Origin of the sequence: Dactylosporangium sp. NPDC005572 (assembly GCF_040605515.1) — a bacterium.
In the GTDB taxonomy this organism is placed as follows: domain Bacteria; phylum Actinomycetota; class Actinomycetes; order Mycobacteriales; family Micromonosporaceae; genus Dactylosporangium.
Genome location: NZ_JBEXCY010000024.1, coordinates 36,406 through 54,791 on the forward strand (window position 1 = coordinate 36,406; position 18,386 = coordinate 54,791).

14 protein-coding genes and 2 pseudogenes are annotated in these 18,386 nt (G+C 72.0%); 6 read left to right on the top strand and 10 right to left on the bottom strand.

Going from position 1 to position 18,386, the window contains the following annotated elements:
• The first annotated feature begins 71 nt into the window (after positions 1 to 71).
• Positions 72 to 845 carry a class I SAM-dependent methyltransferase gene (locus ABZS66_RS15045; RefSeq protein WP_354757779.1) on the top strand — a complete coding sequence of 258 codons (774 nt, stop codon included), beginning with the start codon at positions 72 to 74 and terminating at the stop codon, positions 843 to 845.
• A gap of 29 nt (positions 846 to 874) precedes the next feature.
• Here the strand turns inward: ABZS66_RS15045 and ABZS66_RS15050 are convergent, their stop codons facing one another.
• Together ABZS66_RS15050 and ABZS66_RS15055 are read right to left on the bottom strand one after the other, a co-directional pair.
• Positions 875 to 1,486, bottom strand: a complete 612-nt coding sequence (locus tag ABZS66_RS15050; protein WP_354757781.1) for a DUF998 domain-containing protein — start codon at positions 1,484 to 1,486, stop codon at positions 875 to 877.
• Between the two features lie 74 nt (positions 1,487 to 1,560).
• Positions 1,561 to 2,742, bottom strand: a complete 1,182-nt coding sequence (locus tag ABZS66_RS15055) for an FAD-dependent monooxygenase (RefSeq protein WP_354757783.1) — start codon at positions 2,740 to 2,742, stop codon at positions 1,561 to 1,563.
• Positions 2,743 to 2,978: 236 nt separating this feature from the next.
• On the opposite strand from ABZS66_RS15055, the pseudogene ABZS66_RS15060 reads away from it, so the two are divergent.
• Positions 2,979 to 4,055: pseudogene (locus ABZS66_RS15060) on the top strand (lytic polysaccharide monooxygenase); the annotation flags it as partial.
• 126 nt (positions 4,056 to 4,181) lie between these two features.
• Positions 4,182 to 4,823: pseudogene (locus tag ABZS66_RS15065) on the top strand (cellulose-binding protein); the annotation flags it as partial.
• Between the two features lie 36 nt (positions 4,824 to 4,859).
• Here the strand turns inward: ABZS66_RS15065 and ABZS66_RS15070 are convergent.
• Both ABZS66_RS15070 and ABZS66_RS15075 read right to left on the bottom strand, forming a co-directional pair.
• Positions 4,860 to 5,243 carry a hypothetical protein gene (locus ABZS66_RS15070; protein ID WP_354757785.1) on the bottom strand — a complete coding sequence of 128 codons (384 nt, stop codon included), beginning with the start codon at positions 5,241 to 5,243 and terminating at the stop codon, positions 4,860 to 4,862.
• Between the two features lie 18 nt (positions 5,244 to 5,261).
• On the bottom strand, positions 5,262 to 5,678 hold the full coding sequence (locus ABZS66_RS15075) for a hypothetical protein (RefSeq protein ID WP_354757787.1): 417 nt from the start codon (positions 5,676 to 5,678) through the stop codon (positions 5,262 to 5,264).
• A gap of 122 nt (positions 5,679 to 5,800) precedes the next feature.
• On the opposite strand from ABZS66_RS15075, the gene ABZS66_RS15080 reads away from it, so the two are divergent.
• Positions 5,801 to 6,277 carry a DUF2269 family protein gene (locus ABZS66_RS15080; protein WP_354757789.1) on the top strand — a complete coding sequence of 159 codons (477 nt, stop codon included), beginning with the start codon at positions 5,801 to 5,803 and terminating at the stop codon, positions 6,275 to 6,277.
• A gap of 27 nt (positions 6,278 to 6,304) precedes the next feature.
• Here the strand turns inward: ABZS66_RS15080 and ABZS66_RS15085 are convergent, their stop codons facing one another.
• The 6 genes from ABZS66_RS15085 to ABZS66_RS15110 all read right to left on the bottom strand — a co-directional run bounded on the left by ABZS66_RS15085 (position 6,305) and on the right by ABZS66_RS15110 (position 15,686).
• Positions 6,305 to 8,446 (bottom strand): PhoX family phosphatase, encoded by a 2,142-nt coding sequence (locus ABZS66_RS15085; RefSeq protein ID WP_354757791.1) that lies wholly within the window; start codon positions 8,444 to 8,446, stop codon positions 6,305 to 6,307.
• Positions 8,447 to 8,581: 135 nt separating this feature from the next.
• Positions 8,582 to 8,983: a hypothetical protein gene (locus tag ABZS66_RS15090; RefSeq protein WP_354757793.1), complete on the bottom strand. Its 402-nt coding sequence runs from the start codon at positions 8,981 to 8,983 to the stop codon at positions 8,582 to 8,584.
• A 3-nt stretch (positions 8,984 to 8,986) separates the two neighbouring features.
• Complete coding sequence (locus ABZS66_RS15095; RefSeq protein WP_354757795.1) at positions 8,987 to 9,403, bottom strand: hypothetical protein; 417 nt, start codon at positions 9,401 to 9,403, stop codon at positions 8,987 to 8,989.
• Positions 9,404 to 9,680: 277 nt separating this feature from the next.
• The gene (locus tag ABZS66_RS15100) at positions 9,681 to 10,658 is read right to left on the bottom strand and encodes a zinc-binding alcohol dehydrogenase family protein (protein ID WP_354757797.1); all 978 of its coding nucleotides are present in this window, start codon (positions 10,656 to 10,658) and stop codon (positions 9,681 to 9,683) included.
• Between the two features lie 167 nt (positions 10,659 to 10,825).
• On the bottom strand, positions 10,826 to 12,418 hold the full coding sequence (locus ABZS66_RS15105; RefSeq protein WP_354757799.1) for a ThuA domain-containing protein: 1,593 nt from the start codon (positions 12,416 to 12,418) through the stop codon (positions 10,826 to 10,828).
• A gap of 10 nt (positions 12,419 to 12,428) precedes the next feature.
• Positions 12,429 to 15,686: a carbohydrate-binding protein gene (locus tag ABZS66_RS15110; protein WP_354757801.1), complete on the bottom strand. Its 3,258-nt coding sequence runs from the start codon at positions 15,684 to 15,686 to the stop codon at positions 12,429 to 12,431.
• Between the two features lie 216 nt (positions 15,687 to 15,902).
• Here ABZS66_RS15110 and ABZS66_RS15115 point away from each other — a divergent pair, with 216 nt between their 5' ends.
• Complete coding sequence (locus ABZS66_RS15115; RefSeq protein WP_354757803.1) at positions 15,903 to 16,625, top strand: nucleotidyl transferase AbiEii/AbiGii toxin family protein; 723 nt, start codon at positions 15,903 to 15,905, stop codon at positions 16,623 to 16,625.
• Between the two features lie 69 nt (positions 16,626 to 16,694).
• On the top strand, positions 16,695 to 18,374 hold the full coding sequence (locus tag ABZS66_RS15120; RefSeq protein ID WP_354757805.1) for an AMP-binding protein: 1,680 nt from the start codon (positions 16,695 to 16,697) through the stop codon (positions 18,372 to 18,374).
• Positions 18,375 to 18,386: the final 12 nt, after the last annotated feature.

Genomic DNA, 18,386 nt, shown 5'->3' on the forward strand with positions numbered 1-18,386 from the left:
CGCCCGGCCGAGAGGGACATCCGGGTCGCACCCCGGACAACTCCCCGGACGCACCCGTAAGGTTCGATGGCATGACGTACGACACCTGGGAGGCCGGCGACGCCTACGACGCGTACGTCGGCCGCTGGAGCCGCCGCGTGGCGGCCGCGTTCCTGTCCCGGCTGGCCCGCCCGGCCGGCGGCCGGTGGCTCGACGTCGGCTGCGGCACCGGCGCGCTGTCCGCCGCAATACCGGCTCCAGCGCTGTTGACCGGCGTGGACCGCTCGCCGGGCTTCGTCCGCGCCGCCCGCGCCGCCGTCCCGCACGCCTCGTTCACGGTGGCCGACGCCCGCGACCTGCCGTTCCCCGCCGGCTGCTTCGACACCGCGGTCAGCGGCCTGGCCCTGAACTTCGTCCCCGGCCCGGCCGCCCGGCCGGTCGGCGAGCTGGCCCGGGTCACCGCCCCCGGCGGCACGGTCGCGGCCTACGTCTGGGACTACGCCGGGGGCATGGAGATGATGCGGCGGTTCTGGCGGGCGGCGATCGAGGTCGATCCGGCCGCGGCCGACCTGGACGAGGGCCCGCGCTTCCCGCTGTGCCACCCCGACGCCCTGCGCGCGGCCTGGGACTCGGCCGGCCTGCGCGCCGTCTCGGTCGCTCCGATCGAGATCGAGACCACGTTCACCGGCTTCGCGGACTACTGGACCCCGTTCCTCGGCGGCCAGGGCGCCGCCCCCGGCTACCTGACGTCCCTGCCGCCCGAGCAGCGCTCCGCCATCCGCGACCGGGTGCGCGCCGGGCTTCCCGACGGCCCGTTCGCGCTCCCCGCCCGCGCCTGGTCGGTGGCCGGCACGGTCTCGCCGTGACCTCGCGACCACCGCCCGGGCGCGGCGGGTCAGGACGGGCGGGTGCTCAGGTGGTGCAGCGCGGCGGCGATCCAGAGCCAGGCCACCGCCACGCCCAGGAACAGGGTCAGCGAACCCGCCGTGCCGCCCGTCATCGCCCAGGCCAGGCCGGCCGCGAACAGGGCTCCCGCCGCCCGGCCGGTCCGGCGCCAGGCGGTGGTGAGGCGGCGGGACAGGACGAAGCACAGGGCGAGCATCGAGAGGAAGGACAGGCTGCCGCCCACGTTGTGCACGATGAAGTGCCAGCTGAAGGTTGACGGTGGGCCGGCCGGCGTGCCCACTGGGAAGCCGTCCGCCCGGTCCATCTCGAAGGCCGCCGCGATCAGCAGGCCCGCGCCGATGAGGGCCAGCAGGCGTGGGGTCCAGCCGCCGGCCAGCCGCTGAGCGGCGGGGACGGCCGCGAGGGTGAGCAGGGCCGTCGCGACGAAGACCGTCGTCTGGATCCAGCCCAGGTCGCCCAGGGCCAGCATGCTCACCGGATGGCGGGTCAGGTCGTAGCCGTCGCGGGTCGCGGCCTGCGCCGCTGCCGCGGCGACGAAGAGCGGCGCGGCCAGGACGGCCGGCGTCACGGAGCGGGTGTGGGTGCGGGTCGTCGTGGTCATCTCGGGTCTCCCGTTCGACGTCGTCAGTGAGCTCTCACTGACGCGTCGAACGGGAGACGACGATTTCGACCGGACTACGCCACGGGCGTGAGGTCCGACTCCGGGTCGTGGCCGTGGATCCAGGCCACGTTGTCCGGCAGGGCCACCAGGCGGGCGTTGCGCTCGTCCGCCGCCGGTCCGTCCGGGAGCTGGAAGCAGGCCGCGTTGCCCCGGGAGCCCATCTGGATCTGGCGGGTGCGGGGCTTGCGGATCTGCTCGTAGCGGTGCAGCGCCTCGGCGACCGGGTGCTCCGGCGAGCCGAGCAGGGCCACCAGCACCGAGACGTCCTCGATGGCCTGGTTGCTGCCCTGGCCGGCGTGCGGCAGCATCGGGTGGGCGGCGTCGCCCAGCAGGGTCACCCGGCCGGTGCTCCAGCGGCGCAGCGGCTCGCGGTCGTAGAGGGCCCAGCGGCCCGTCTCCTGCACGTTGCTCAGCATCGTGGTGACCGTGTCGTTCCAGCCCGTGAACGCGGCGGCCGCCTCGGCCGAGTCGGCCTTCGACGACCAGGACTCCAGGGTCCACTCCGGGTCGGGGACGTAGGCGACGAAGTTGATGAGCTCGCCGCCGCGGACCGGGTACACCACCAGGTGGCGGTTCGGGCCGAGGAAGAACGTCAGGCCCATCTCGTCGCCGCCGGGGACCTTCTCCACCGGCACCAGGCCGCGGTAGCAGCTCATCGCCGAGAAGACGGCCTCGTCGGGGCCGGAGACGTGCTCGCGGACGGCCGAGCGCAGGCCGTCGGCGCCGATCACCACGTCGGCCGTGATGGTGCAGCCGTTGGCGAAGTCCAGCTCGACCGTGTCCTCGGACTCGCGGATCGCGGTCGCGCGGTGGCCGAGGGCCGGAGCCCCGTCGAACGCGTCGAGCAGGACCTCGTGCATGTCGGCCCGGTGGATGCCGAGGAACGGACCGCCGAAGCGCTCGTCGTACCAGTCGCCCATCGGGTGCTCGTGGAAGATCTCGCCGGTCTTCCAGTGGTGGAACTGGATGCGTTGGAGGTTGGAGGAGACGTCGCGGACCGCCTGGCCGAGGCCGATGCGGTCGATCACCTTCATGCCGTTGGCACCCAGGGAGATGCCGGCGCCGATCGCCGTCAGTTCGTTGGCCTGGTCGTAGACGTCGACCTCGTGACCCTTGGCGCGCAGGGCGATGGCGGCGGTGAGGCCGCCGATGCCGGCGCCGACGACAGCGATCCGCAGGGGAGCGGATGAACCCATGGCCGAACCTCGATATTTCTCGCGGGAGGGGGGACAAAAGGCGCACTGAGCGTCGGAAGCCTATCGACCCCTCAGTCGGGTTGGTAGCGGCTGGTGATGAATCTTTCATCCCAAAACCCTGGACATCGCGCTCGGCGGCGCCCTCGTCGTTGTCAATGCGCTGGTCAGCGGCCTTCAATCCGGGTGCAGTGACCGAGATCTATGACCGAGGAGACGCAGTGGACCGACGACGAAGAGTGGCGCTCTGGCTCGCCGCGGCGCTGGCCGGCGCGGCCGCCGTCGTGCTGACCGCGGGCCCGGCGTCCGCGCACGGTGCGATGATGCAGCCGGGGAGCCGGACGTACCTGTGCTGGAAGGACGGCCTGGACGCCACCGGTGCGATCAACCCGAGGAACCCCGCCTGCGCCGCCGCCGTCACCCAGAGCGGGCCGAACTCGCTGTACAACTGGTTCGCCCAGCTGCGCTCCGACGGCGCCGGGCGGATCTCCGGCTTCCTGCCGGACGGCAAGCTGTGCAGCGCCAACGCGACCGTGTACGACTTCTCGGGCTTCGACCTGGCCCGCACCGACTGGCCGGTGACCCACCTGACCGCCGGCGCGAGCATGGAGTTCGACTACAGCAACTGGGCGGCGCACCCCGGCACGTTCTCGCTGTACATCACCAAGGACGGCTTCGACCCGCTCAAGCCCCTCGCCTGGGGCGACCTGGAGCCGACGCCGTTCCTGCAGGTGACGAACCCGGCGATGGTCGGCTCGCCGGGCACCGCCGACGGGCACTACTACTGGACCGGGCGCCTGCCGTCGAACAAGTCGGGCCGGCACATCATCTACTCGATGTGGGCCCGCTCGGACAGCACGGAGACGTTCTACAACTGCTCCGACGTGGTCTTCGACGGCGGCAACGGCCAGGTCACCGGCATCGGCGGAAGCAGCAGCCCGGGGCCCTCGAGCCCGGGTCCGTCCAGTCCGGGTCCGTCCAGTCCGGCGCCGTCGAGCTCCGGGCCGGGCAACCCCACCGGCGGCGGCTGCACCGCCACCTACCAGGTCGCCGGCTCCTGGCAGGGCGGCTTCCAGGGCTCGGTGACCGTCACCAACCCTGGCCCCTCCCCGATCAGCGGCTGGACCGTCGGCTGGGACTACACCGGCGGGCAGAGCGTCACGCAGGGCTGGAACGCGACCGTCGGCCAGACCGGCACCCGGGTGACCGCCACCAACGCCGCGTGGAACGGCACCGTGCCGGCCAAGGGCAGCACCATGTTCGGCTTCCTGGCCAACGGTCCGAGCACCCCACTGCCCCAGCCGACGTGTACCGCGGCCGGCGGCACCCAGCCGACCCAGAGCCCGCCCGGCACGTCGCCGAGCCCGAGCGTGAGCACGTCCGGGCCGCCCCCGGCGACGAACTGCGGCGCGGCGGCGTTCTGCGACGGCTTCGAGAGCCAGACCGGCAGCACGGTGTCGGGTGACTGGGGGCTGTCGTACGCCAACTGCCAGGGCAGCGGCACGGCCACCGTCGACACCGCCGTGCGCCACGGCGGCACGCGGTCGGTCCGGGTCGACGGCAGGGCCGGGTACTGCAACCACGTCATGCTGAAGCCGGCGAAGGATCTCAGCGGCCTGGGCTCGGTGTGGTACGGCAGGTTCTACGTCCGGCACAGCACGGCGCTGCCCAGCGCCCACGTCGCGTTCGCCGCCCTCAGGGACAACGGCGACGGCGGCAAGGACCTGCGCCTCGGCGGCCAGAACGGCGCCCTGCAGTGGAACCGCGAGTCCGACGACGCGACCCTGCCGGCGCAGAGCCCGGCCGGCGTGGCGCAGAGCCGGCCGCTCGCGACCGGCACGTGGACCTGCGTCGAGTTCATGGTCGACGGCCGGGGCGCCCTGTCGACGTGGCTGGACGGCACCGCGGTGGCGGGCCTGACCGTTGACGGCACCCCGACCGCCGACATCGACCAGCAGTGGCTGGCCCGCACCTGGCGGCCGCAGCCGGCCGACCTGCGGCTCGGCTGGGAGGCCTACGGCACGGGCGACGACACGCTGTGGTTCGACGACGTGGCGGTCGGGGCGTCCCGGATCGGTTGCTGATCGGTTGCTGATCGGCGGCTGATCGACTGTCGGTTGCTACTTCGCGTCGGTCTTGCGGGTGGAGGCCGACTTGGTGGCGGCGGGGCGCCGGGTGTGCGCGGGCGCCTCGTCGCCGCCGTCGCCCTCCATGACCTGGAGCAGCCGCGGCGCGAGCGCCTCGGCGAGGGCCGGCGCGAGCGCGTCGGCGATGGCACCGGCGAGCACCTCGGCGAGCAGCACCCGCTCGACGAGGGAGCCGCCGGTGCCGCGGACGCCCTGGGTCAGCACCAGGTCGAGCAGTGACGCGGCAGGCGATGACCGGCCCCGGGCTGCGGCGCCCTGCGCCCGGCCCGCGTCGTTGAGGATGTCGAGGATGAGATCGTCGATCACCGAGTCCACATGCGGTGTGTGCTCGTGATCGCCGGACGGCTCGGCCGGCATGGTCGGCTCCTGTCGGATCTAGCGGCGGGCGAGCATCGCGGCGAGCAGCAGCGGGTGCTCGATCCCGCTCTCACCCTCCTCGCCGCGGCGGCGCATCATCATCGCCAGCAGGAGCGGGTGCTGGATGATGTTCTCCCCGCGCTCCCGGCGGCGCATCATCATCGCCAGCAGGAGCGGGTGCTCGATGATGCTCTCACCCTCCTCCTCGCGGCGGCGACGGGCGAGCATCGCCAGCAGCAGCGGGTGCTCGATGATGCTCTCGCCCTCCCCGCGCCGCTTGGCCAGCGCGGCGAGCATCAGCGGGTGGTCGAAGATGCGTTCGGACGACTCCTCGCGGCGCGACATCAACGCGGCGAGCAGCAGCGGGTTGAGCATGTCTTCGCCTTCGCGCTCCATCGTGCCGCCCTGCGTGCGTTCGGCCGTGGCACTCGTCATGGGTTCCCCCTTGAGAACGTTCCGCTTGTTGGGACGCGTCCACCATCGCCGGGGGCGGGGGCAGTGGGCGCCATTCGTGTGGGGTGACCCGCCGAATCCGGGCGTGAACGTACCGTGATCGCATGGAGCGGTTCGTCGTCCTGGTCCACGTGCTTGCGGCGGTCCTGCTCATCGGCCCGCTCGTGCTCGCCGGGTTCGTCGGCCGCCGGGCCATCCGCAAGAGCGACGCCGACGCGGCGCGTCAGGCGTTCGTCGCGGGGCGCTGGGCGACGGCCGGGTCGGTCGTCGTCGCCCTGTTCGGGGCGCTCGCGGTGGCGGTGTCGTCGCGGTACACCTTCGGGACGCCCTGGGTCATCATCTCGTCGACGCTGTTCGTCGTGCTGCTCGGGGTGTCCGCCGGCTACACGGTGCCGGCGCTGCGCAAGGCGGCGCAGCTGCTGCAGCGGCGCTCGGCCGTGGCGGCCCTCGACGAGCCCGATGGCGTCGAGCGGGAGCGGCTGAGCGCGCTCGGCGACCGGCTCGCCGGGGCGGCCGGGCTGTCGTTCGTGATCGTCTGCGTGATCGTGGTCCTGATGGTGTACCGGCCGTTCGGATCGTGAGGACCCGAACGACCGGTACTGACGCCGTCAGACGCCGATGTTGCGGCCGTCGAGCCGCCACGCCACGGCGATGCCGGGCTTGGCGAAGTCGCCGTCGGGCCAGTTCGAGGCCGGCTTCTCGATCGAGGCGCCGGAGATCTCGCCCGGGTGCTGCACGGCGACGAACGCGCTCTTGTTGTCGGTGTGGATCCACGGGCCGCAGGTCTCGGCGCCGTAGGGCACCGTCAGGAACTGCTTGAGGTGGCCCTTCTCCGCGCCCTCGAGCGGCACCGCGAACAGGCCGTCGTTGGTGCCGAGCGCGTTGCCGTCGGTCGAGATCCACAGGTTGCCGGCGCCGTCGAACGCGACGTTGTCCGGGCACGAGATCGGCGACACCAGGTTCTTGTCGTAGCCCATGAAGTACGTGGCCGGGTCCTTCGGGTCGCCGCAGACGATCGGGATCGTCCAGGTGAACGTGGTGCCCGTGTGGTCGCCCTTGTCCTCGGTGATCTCGAAGATGTGGCCGTGCTTGTTGTTGGTGCGCGGGTTCGCCTCGTCGGCGGGGGCCTTGCCGGCCGGGCCGCGCGCCGTGTTGTTGGTCAGCGCGACGTAGATCTTGCCGGTCTTCGGGTTCGGCTCGACGTCCTCCGGGCGGTCCATCTTGGTGGCGCCGACCGCGTCACCGGCGAGGCGGGTGAAGACCAGCACCTCCTCGGTGGTCATGCCGGGGACCTGCGACTTGCCGTCCTTGACCAGCGGGACCCAGGTGCCGGTGCCGTTGAACGCGCCGTCCGAGGGCAGCTTGCCCGAGCCGTCGATCTCGGCGGCCGAGGTGAAGCCGAGCTTCGCCACGTACAGCGTGCCCGACTCCAGCAGGGTCAGGTTGTGGCGGCGGGCGAAGTACGACTTGCCGCTGTCGAACTTCTTGTCCGACACGAACTTGTAGAGGTAGTCGAAGCGCTCGTCGTCGCCCATGTACGCCACGGCCTTGCCGCTCTTGGCGATGATGATGTTCGCGCCCTCGTGCTTCACCCGGCCCAGGGCCGTGTGCTTGCGCGGGGTCGAGCCCGGGGTGAACGGGTCGACCTCGACGACCCAGCCGAAGCGGTTGGCCTCGTTGGGGTTCTTCGTCAGGTCGAAGCGCTCGTCGGCCCGGTCCCACTTGCGGCTGCCCGACGGGTAGCGGTTCACGGTGTCGATGCCGTAGCGGTTGAACCGGTCCTTGTCGGCGCCCGTCGAGGTCTCGGCGCCCACGAAGTACTGGTTGAAGTTCTCCTCGCCGGACAGGATCGTGCCCCACGGGGTCACGCCGCCGGCGCAGTTGTTCAGCGTGCCGACGACCACGCGACCGGTCGGGTCGGCCTTGGTCTTCAGCAGCGCGCTGCCGGCCGCCGGGCCGGTGACGGTGAACTTGGTCGCCAGCGCGGTGATGCGGCGGTTGTAGCGGCGCCAGCCGCGGGTCACCGGCTCCCAGCGGCCCGAGTCGCCGACCCGCTCCAGCTCCACGACGGACATGCCGTGCGCGGCCATCGCGACCTTCAGCTGCTCCACCGACAGCCCGTCGATGCCCGGGAAGGCGGGGAACATGAGGTCCTCGTTGGTGTACTCGTGGTTGCACACGAGCAGCGCCCGCTCGCCGCGGCGGTCCAGCGGCAGCACGGCGACGAAGTCGTTGTTGTAGCCGAACTGCTTCGACTGCGCGTCGGCCGTCTGCTTCGCCACGTTGAACCGCGGCGCGCCCGGGACGACCTCGTCGCCCCACTTGATGACGACGGCGTGGTCGTAGCCGTTGGGCACCACGATGCCGTCGACCTGGTTGGGCGTGACGGCCTTGAAGCTCAGCTGCGACGGCTCGGGGGCCTTCGCCGCGTACGTGTCGACCTCGGGGACGACGACGTCGGGCTCGGTCACCTCGCCGGCCGGGGTGGCCATCGCCGGCACGGCGCCGGCCGCGACGCCCGCGCCGGCCAGGCCGACGACGAACGCGCCGCGCATGACGCCGCGGCGGGTGACCTCACCCGAGCCGGCGGTCATGAGGTCGCCGAAGTACTCGTTGGCGGACTGGTTCGGCACCGGGTGGTCGCAGGCGTTGCCGCAGCGGTACAGGCAGGTCATCCGGTCGCGGCCGCCGTGTGCGGGCACCTTGGCGGTACCGATGAACGGCAAAGAGCGGCGGTGTGGCTCTGTCATGCAGGGCTCCTCGTCGCGGGAATGGAACTCGTGTTCAAGTTCCGCGCACGCTATGAGTCGCTCATGAACGCCAGTTGACCGGCCGTTGAACGGCGATGCCGGCCGACCGAGATGTCGACCGGCGTTCACCAGGCATCAGACCGGAACACCCCAGCGGACCAGGACGCGGTCCGGCTGCTGCGGGTGCACCAGCACCGAGACCCGCTGACCGACGCCGGCCTGGGCCGAGGCGTGCAACGGCAGCATGACCTCGCGGGTCACCGGGTACGGCGGGCGGTCGGCGACCTCGACGAGCAGGCTGATGCGCACCAGCGGCTCCAGGTTGACCCGGGTGCCGGTGTCGGCCAGGCCGATGATCGTCGCCGCGGCCGGCACGCCGGTCTGCACCAGCTCCAGGTCGGCGGTCTGGGCCCGCATCTGCTGCTCGACGTGCTGCATCTGGGCCATGCCGGCGCGCATCTGCGCGGCCGGGTCCCAGGTGCGGTCGATCTCCTTCGCCTGCTGCTGCAGCTTGCGCAGGTCGCCGAAGAGGCCCACGGCTCAGACCTGGCCGAAGACGTTGCCGTAGTGGACGGCGAGCTGCGTGTCGCCGCGCATGCGCAGCGGCCAGCCGGCGGCGGCCTCCTGCCACGCCTCGGCGGAGACGCCGAAGCTCTGCGCCTTGAGCAGCAGGCCGTCGACGTTCAGGCCCTCCTGCGAGGCGGCCTTCGAGATGCGGGCGTACATGACGAGGTCGACGCCGGCGATCGGGGCCAGGCGCGGGTCGTCGGCGGCGATGCCCGTGTTGACCGGGGCGCCGAACGCGTTGGCGGCGGTGTAGCCGGTGGCGCCGTAGGCGGCCTGCTGCTGCGCGGCGTAGGCCTGCGCGGCGGCGGCGGTCTGCTGCGCCTGCGCCACCATGCCCGGCGCCTGCGCGGTGAGGTTCTTGAGGTCCTTCATCTGCTTGAAGAGGCCCATCTGGTACCAGTCTCCCTCTGGTCGCTGTCGTGACTGAGGAGAACGTACGGTCCCGGTTCACGCTCCGTGGTCGGCAAAGTGATCGACGTACTGTCACCAAGTGCTCAGATGGCGGCGCGCCGCGCCGATGACGCGGCGTGGGCAGAAACCGGTCGGAGGCCGCCGGGCAGGCCGGTGACCTGCTCACGACCGCCCCGAAGGCGCTCGGGCCGGGCCTGGCGTTCACGACGCGCGCCGAGGGTGACACGCGACACCTCGAGGTCGTCGCCGCCGCTCGTCACTCCCCGCGGACCACCACCATCTTGCCGCGGGCCTCGCCGGACTCCATGAGGGCGTGGGCCTCGCGGATCTCGTCGAAGCCGAACACCCGGGACGGCTTCGCGGGCAGCCGGCCCGCCGCCACCTTCTCCGCGATCTCCTGCAGCGGCACGTCGGAGAGCGGGAAGCCCGGCTTGCCGAACACGAAGCTGCCGAAGAACGTGAGGTACACGCCGCTGGCCATCTGCAGCAGCGGGTTGAAGTCGCGGATCGGCGCCAGGCCGCCCAGCCAGCCGGCCAGGCAGGCCCGGCCGCCGCGGCGCAGCAGGTCGAGCGAGTCGAGGATGGTGCTGTTGCCGATCAGGTCGAGCACCGCGTCGAACGTGCCCGAACCGGCGATGCGGTGGGAGAGCTCCGGGCCCTCGAGCTCCATCCGCTCCGCGCCGAGCGCCGCCAGCATCGCGATGCGGTCCGGCTGCCGGGTGGTCGCGGTGACCCGGGCGCCGGCGTCGACGGCGAGGTTGATCGCCGCCTGCCCGAACGACGACGTGCCGCCCCGCACGACGAGCGTCTGCCCGGCGGTCACCTCCAGGTTGCGGAACAGGCAGGTCCACGCGGTCGCGTAGGTCTCCGGGATGGCGGCCAGCTCGGCCCAGGGCAGGCCGGAGTCGATGAGCGCCACGTTGGTCACCGGCGCCCGCGTGTACTCGGCGTAGCTGCCGTTGATCGTGCGCCCGAGCCCGCCCATGAGCGCCGCGACCTTGGCCCCGACCGGGAACTCCCCGCCGGGGCAGGCGGTGACCAGCCCGACGCACTCGATCCCGCTGACCGGCGCGGCCTCGGCCCACTCGCCCCGCCGCATGTGCATCTCGGCGTGGTTGAGCCCGAACGCCTTCACCTCGATGACGACCTGGCCGGGCACCGGCTCGGGCTCGGGCAGGTCCCGGTAGACGAGGTGCTCCGGCCCGCCGAACCCCTCGATGACGATCGCACGCATTGACGCTGCGTTCCCCGGCGTGAGCACCCCGAACATCGGCCGTCGGGTGTTCGGCGCGTTTCATCCGCCCGAGTCGTCTACCGCGCCCGGGGTGACCGGGCTGACCTGAGCCGGACAAGGCGAAGCCGCCGGCGCCCTCACCCCGGGGCGCCGGCGGCCTGCCGTCATCAGGAGGCGAACGCCTCGAACTCGTAGATCCGTGCCGCGGTGTCGCTGTTGTTGGTCGGCGCGATGATGTTGATGCGCAGGTAGCGGGTGTTCAGCGGGGTGAAGGTGGAGGTGGTGACGTTGGCGGTGTTGCCGCGGACCTGCGCGACCGTGGACCAGGTGTTGCCGTCGGTGCTGGCCTGCAGGTCGTAGTCGCGGGTGTTGAAGGCGGTGTTCTCGCCGCCCGCCCCGGCGTGCCGCACGACGATCCGGCCGACGGACTGGGCGGAGCCGAGGTCGACCCGCCACCACTTGGACGCGCCCAGCGAGCACCACTTGTCGGCGTTGCCGCCGTTGACGGTGCCGTTGACGGCCTTGGCCGGGCCCTCGGTGGCCGCACACTGGCTGTCGGCGGTGGCCGTCTTGTTCAGCGCCAGGTTCGTGGCCGGCGGCGGGGTGCTGCCGGTGAGCGCGAAGTCGTCCACGTCGAACAGGCCGCCGCCACCGGTGCCGTTGAACACCAGGAACAGCGCCCCGGAGCCGGCACTGATCGGGATCGTCACGTCGACGAAGTTGCCGTACCCGCCGGTGTTGACGACCGTCAACGTCCCCAGCACCGGGCCGGTCTGCGAGCCGGACCGGACCTGGATCGTGCCGCCGCTGCCGCCCGACGCGACCCGGGCCGTGAAGCCGGTCTTGCCGGAGACGTTGACCGACGAGTAGCCGACCCAGTCGCCGTTGTCGATGTAGCCGACGCGGTTGCCGCCGTGCGCGGCGCCGTCGCCGACGATCTGGACGCCGGACTGCGAGGTGAACGACTCGGCCTCGATGCGGCCGGTCGGCGGCGGGGTCGACCCGACGCTGCAGTCCGCCGCGACCTTGCCGCCAGCGTAGCGGATCGCGCCGAGCAGGTGCGAGCGGAACGCGGCGTCGGCGTACGACTCCTGCGTGTGGCCGCCGCCGGTGTAGAACGACCGGCCGCTCTGGACCGTCTTGCACCAGACGAACGGGTGGTCGGCGCCCATGGTGCCGCCGCTGTACGTCGACTCGTCGAGCGTCGCCAGCACGTGCGCCGTCGAGCGCGGGTTGGTGCGGTAGTTGTAGAGCTCGTCGGTGCGCACCCAGGTCGCGCCGAGGTGGGCCGTCGCCGGGTGGGTCCGGTCCTCGACCTTCATCGTGACCTGCTGGATCGCCGGGTGGGAGGAGAACCAGGCGCCCATGAGCTCGCCGTAGAACGGCCAGTCGTACTCGGTGTCGGCGGCGGCGTGGATGCCCACGTACCCGCCGCCGCCCCGGATGTAGGACTCGAACGCCGTCTGCTGGGTCGCGTTGAGCACGTCGCCGGTGGTGCTGAGGAACACCACCGCCTCGTACTGCGCGAGGTTGGCCGTCGTGAACGCGTTCGCGTCCTCGGTGGCCGTGACGGTGAACCCGTTGGCCGCGCCGAGCTGCTGGATGGCCGTGATGCCGGCCGGGATGGAGTCGTGGCGGAAGCCCGCCGTCTTGGAGAACACGAGCACGTCGAAGGCGGTGTCGGCGGAGGCCGCCGGGGCGTGCGCCCCGGCGAGCAGCACCGCGGCCACGGCCGCGACGGCGAGGAGTCTGCGTCTCATCATCATGTCCTTAGGAAGCGAACGCTTCGAACTCGTAGATGCGGGCCGCGGTGTCGGCGTTGCTGGTCGGTGCGATGACGTTGATGCGGAGATAGCGGGTGTTCAACGGCGTGAACGTCGAGGTCGTGACGTTGGCGGTGTTGCCGCGGACCTGGGCGACGGTGGTCCAGGTGTTGCCGTCGGTGCTGGCCTGCAGGTCGTAGTCGCGGGTGTTGAACGCGGTGTTCTCCCCGCCGGCGCCGGCGTGGCGGACGACGATCCGGCCGACGTTCTGCGAGGAGCCGAGGTCGACCCGCCACCACTTGGACGCGCCGAGCGAGCACCACTTGTCGGCGTTGCCGCCGTTGACGGTGCCGTTGACGGCCTTGGCCGGGCCCTCGGTGGCCGCGCACTGGCTGTCCGCGGTGGCCGTCTTGTTCAGCGCCAGGTTCGTCGGCGGCGGGTTGGAGCCGCCGGTCAGCTCGAAGTCGTCGACGTCGAACAGGCCGCCGGTGCCGGTACCGACGAACACCAGGAACAGTGCGCCGGAGCCCGCGGTGATCGTGGTGCTGACGTCGACGAACGTGCCGTAGCCGCCGGTGTTGCCGACCGCGACCGACCCGAGCAGCGGACCCGTCTGCGAGCCCGACCGGATCTGGATCGTGCCGCCGGTGCCGCCCGAGGCGACCCGCGCGGTGAAGCCGGTCTTGCCCGACACGTTGACGCCGGAGTACCCCGCCCAGTCGCCGCCGTCGATGTAGCCGACGCGGTTGCCGCCGTGCGCGGCGCCGTCGGCGACGACCTGCACGCCGGACTGCGAGGTGAACGACTCGGCCTCGACCCGGCCGGTCGGCGGCTGGACGGTGCCGGTGGTCAGGGTGAAGGAGTCGACGTCGTACAGCGCGCCGCTGCCGCCGGTGAACACCAGGTACAGGGTCCCGGCGGTGGTGGGCGCGTTCGCGATCGCGCCGGTGACGTTGACGAACGTGTCCCAGCTGCCGGTCACCGGGACGGTCGCCGAGCCGAGCAGGGTGCCGGTCGGCGAGCCGGACCGCAGCGAGATCGTGCCGCCGGCCCCGGCGGAGGAGACCCGGGCGCTGAACGAGGTGGCGCTGCTCAGCAGGTACGGCTGGAACGAGATCCAGTCACCGTTCTGGATCTCCCCGACGGTCTTGCCGCCCTCGGCCGAGGCCTTGTCGAACACCTGGACGCCCTGCATGGCGCCGAAGTGCTCGGCCTGGCGCAGCCGGGGCTGCAGGATGTGCTGCTTGTGCGCGACGAGGCCGCCGTTGTCGGTGTACTCGGCGTCGAACACCGCGAAGACGTTCGCCGCCGCGTCGTGCTCGCCGTCGGTCGGCACGGTCATCGTGCCGGAGCAGCCGGTCTTCTGGCTGATCTGGTGGCCGTGGCTGTCGTGGCCGAGGATGTAGGTCAGCTTGACCCGGTTGCAGTCGATGCTGCCGTCCTCGGGGTCGGAGACGCTGATCTGGTACGGGATGGTGTCGCCGAACGAGAACAGCGAACCGTTGGCCGGGGCCGTGATCGACACCGTCGGCAGCGTGTTGCCGACGCTGATCGTCACGCTCGCCGAGCCGGTGGCGTTCTGCGGGTCGCGGACCGTGAGCGTCGCCGTGTAGGTGCCGGCGTTCGTGTACGTGTGCGACGGGTTCGCGGCGGTCGAGGTACCACCGTCGCCGAACGCCCACGAGTAGGACAGGGCCTGACCCTCCGGGTCGCTGCTGCCCGCCGACGTGAACTGGACGGCCAGCGGGGCGGGTCCGGACACCGGGTTGGCGCCCGCGACCGCGATCGGGGCGCGGTTGCCGCCGCCGATGTACTCGATGCGGTACAGCGCCGAGTTGGCGTCGCCGTTGCCGAAGCCCGCGCCGTAGTCGAGCACGTAGAGCGCGCCGTCCGGGCCGAACGCCTGGTCCATGATCTGCATGCCGGACCACGGGAAGTTCTCGATCGTGCCGGGGGAGCCGTCGGCGTTGACCGTGACCGCCTTGATCCAGCGGCGGCCGAACTCGCCGGCGAAGAACTTCCCGTCGAGCGACTGCGGGAACTTCACCGCCGAGTTGAGCGAGGCGTCGTAGCGGTACACCGGGCCGCCCATCGGCGACTCGGAGCCGCTGCCGAACTCGGGCGGGCTGCCCGCGTCACCGGCGTAGCGGATCCAGGACGGCCGGGCCGCCGGGAGGGTCTGCTGGCCGGTGTTGCGGAACGAGTTGTTCGTCGGTCCCCCGCCGCAGTTGTACTTCGGGCCGGTCGAGTTGCTGGCGAAGTTCCACTCGTTGTACGTCTCCGTCGTGGTGTTCGTGCCGGTGCAGTACGGCCAGCCGTAGTTGCCCGCGCTGGTCACCCGGTCGAACTCGACCTGCCCGGACGGTCCCCGGTTCGCGTCGGTGACGCCGGCGTCGGGCCCGTAGTCCCCGACGTAGACGATCCCGGTGGGCTTGTCGACGCTCATCCGGAACGGGTTGCGGAAGCCCATCGCGTAGATCTCCGGCCGCGTGTTCGGCGTCCCGGCCGCGAACAGGTTGCCCGACGGGATCGAGTACGAGCCGTCGGCGTTCACCTTGATCCGCAGGACCTTGCCGCGCAGGTCGTTGGTGTTGCCGGCGCTGCGCTGGGCGTCGTAGGCCGGGTTGCGGTCGGTCCGCTCGTCCAGCGGCGAGTAGCCGTTGGAGTCGAACGGGTTGGAGTCGTCGCCCGTCGAGAGATACAGGTTGCCGGCCGCGTCGAAGTCGAGGTCGCCGCCGACGTGGCAGCACATGCCGCGGTCGGTGCCGACCTCCAGCACCACCTTCTCGGCGCTCAGCGTCCAGTTGGTGGCGAGCGTGAACCGGGACAGGCGGTTGACGCCCTTCCACACGTTCCAGTCGCCGCCGGCCGCGGGGGCGTCGCCGCCGGGCGTACTCAGCGGCGGCGCGTAGTAGAGATAGATGTACCGGTTGGTGGCGAAGCCGGGGTCGATCGCGACGCCCTGCAGGCCCTCCTCGTCGTGGGTGTAGACGGGGATGTTGGCCACGACGGCGGTGTTCCCGGCGGCGTCGGTGCGGCGCAGGGTGCCGTTGCGGGCGGTGTGCAGCACGGAGCGGTCGGGCAGCACCGCGATCGACATGGGCTCGCCGACCTCGCTGAGGCCCTTGGCGAGCTCGACCTGCTGGTAGTCGGAGGCGGGGATGACGGCCGCGGCCGGGGCGGGCGCCGCTACTGCGGCGAGGCCGGGGGCCAGGAGGAGCAGGGCGGTGGCGGCCGCCCTGCGGGCACGGTTCGGCGGTGACATCGGGTAGGGTTCCTTCCCGGACACGGTTCGGGCCGGGGTGTCGCTTGGGCCGCCGAAGCCCCAGGCATCCACCGGTTGCGATGTTTCGTGGCGATGACGGTACATACTCGGGTTTGTAAATGCAATAACCAAACCTCCAGTGCAAAAACTGGAACACGCTACCCTCTGCCGCGTGCTCCCGGACGCTTACGAGATCCACCTGACGGCGCTGCCGTCGTGACCGCCCGGCTCGCCGCCCTCGACCACGTCCTGGCCCTGGTGGCCCGGTCCGGGTGCGCCGACACCCTCGTCCTGCGGGGGAGCATGACGATGGTGGCCTGGTTCGGCGACCGGGCCCGCGAGCCGGGGGACCTCGACTTCGTCGTCCGGCCGGCCGCCGTGGTGGACCGCTCCCTGCCCCACCAGGAGCTGCTGGACCTCGTCGAGGAGCACCCGGAGGCCGGCGGGGTGCGGCTGCACCCGGCCGACACCGTGCACGGCCGGTCGTACGGCTACTACCCGGGCGGCGCCCGGATGGTCGTCCCGTTCTCGGCCGACGACGGATCCAGCGGTACCGTCCAGCTCGACTTCGCCTACGACGAGGCGCTGCCGGAGCCGCCGGTGCTGACGGCCGTGCCGCGGTACGGCGGCCGTACACCGCACGCGCTGTGGACCGCCTCGCCGGCGCTGTCGCTGGTCTGGAAGCTGCAGTGGCTCGCCGCCGACCACGCCACGCGCGGGGTGGTCGGCGGGAAGGACCTCTACGACGCGGTGCTGCTCGCCGCCCGCGATGATCTGGCGCTCTCCCCGCGGCTGCGCCGGCTCGTCGACCGCTCCGCGCTGGCCTCGGTCCCGGACTGGACCGTGGACAGCCATCCGTCGGTGGCGGGGTCCGGCGCCGGCGCGTGGCTCTCGCGACTGTCGGCCGCGCTGCGTGTGCTGGACCTCGACGGAGCGTGAGCGGCGCTCGGGCTGGGGGAATTTGTCGGGCGGAGGTCGTAGGGTGGCAGCACGACGCGAGGAGGCACCATGACCGATGCGTTCCGGCAGGCCCGAGACCTGATGCTGGCCCTGCGCGAGGACTACGCCGGGGCGGTGGAGGCGTTCCGCTGGCCGTCGCTGACCGAGTTCAACTGGGCGCTCGACTGGTTCGACGTCAACGCCGCCGGCAACGACGCACCGGCGCTGTGGATCGTCGAGGAGGACGGCGGCGAGCAGCGGTTCAGCTTCGCCGAGATGTCGGAGCGCTCCAACCGGCTGGCCACCCGCCTGCGGGAGCTCGGGGTGGGCCGCGGCGACCGCCTCGTCCTCATGCTGGGCAACCAGGTCGAGCTGTGGGACACGATCCTCGCCGCGATGAAGCTCGGCGCCGTCATCATCCCGGCCACGCCGCTGCTCGGCCCGGCCGACGTGCGTGACCGGGTGGAGCGCGGCGGCGCCCGCCACGTGATCGCCGGGGCGGCCTCAGCGGCGAAGTTCGACGGCGTCGACCCGTCCGTCACCCGCATCGCCGTCGGCGGCGCCGTGCCGGGCTGGCACGACTACGGGTTCGCCGCGTCGGCCGAGTTCGTGCCCGACGGCCCGACCCGGGCGTCCGACACGCTGCTGCTGTACTTCACGTCGGGCACCACCGCCCGGCCGAAGCTGGTCGAGCACACCCACGCGTCGTATCCGGCCGGGCACCTCTCGACGATGTACTGGATCGGCCTGCAGCCCGGCGACGTCCACCTCAACATCTCCTCGCCCGGCTGGGCCAAGCACGCCTGGAGCAACGTCTTCGCGCCGTGGAACGCGCAGGCGTGCGTCTTCATCTACAACTACACCCGCTTCGACGCCCCGGCCCTGCTGGCCCAGATGCAGCGCTGCGGCGTGACGAGCTTCTGCGCCCCGCCCACGGTCTGGCGCATGCTTATCCAGTCCGACCTGACCCGCCTCACCACCCCGCCCCGGGTCGTGGTCGGCGCCGGCGAGCCGCTCAACCCGGAGGTCATCGAGCAGGTCCAGAAGGCCTGGGGCGTGACGATCCGCGACGGCTTCGGCCAGACCGAGACGACGGTCCAGATCGCCAACACGCCCGGCCAGCCGGTGAAGCCCGGCTCGATGGGCCGCCCCGTGCCCGGCTACCGGGTGGTGCTCGTCGACCCGACCACCGGCGAGGAGGCCGACGAGGGCGAGATCTGCCTGGACCTGACCGACCGCCCGCTGGGCCTGATGGCCGGCTACCACGGCGACGAGGAGCGCACGGCCGAGGCCATGGCCGGCGGCCGCTACCACACGGGCGACATCGGCGCCCGCGACGCCGACGGGTACATCACCTACGTCGGCCGGGCCGACGACGTGTTCAAGGCGTCGGACTACCGCATCTCCCCGTTCGAGCTGGAGAGCGTCCTGATCGAGCACGAGGCGGTCGTCGAGGCGGCGGTCGTCCCGTCCCCGGACCCGCTCCGCCTGGCCGTCCCGAAGGCGTACGTGGTGCTGGCCGAGGGCTGGCCCGCCGACGAGTCGACGGCCCGGGCGCTGTTCGCCCACTGCCGCGCCCACCTGTCCCCGTTCCAGCGCGTCCGCCGCCTGGAGTTCGCCGACCTCCCCAAGACGATCTCCGGCAAGATCCGCCGCGTGGAGCTGCGCGACCTGGAGCACGAGAAGCACGCCGACCCGACCGCCCACCCCGCCACGGAGTTCTGGGACACCCCGCCCCAACCCGCCTGACCTGACCTGACC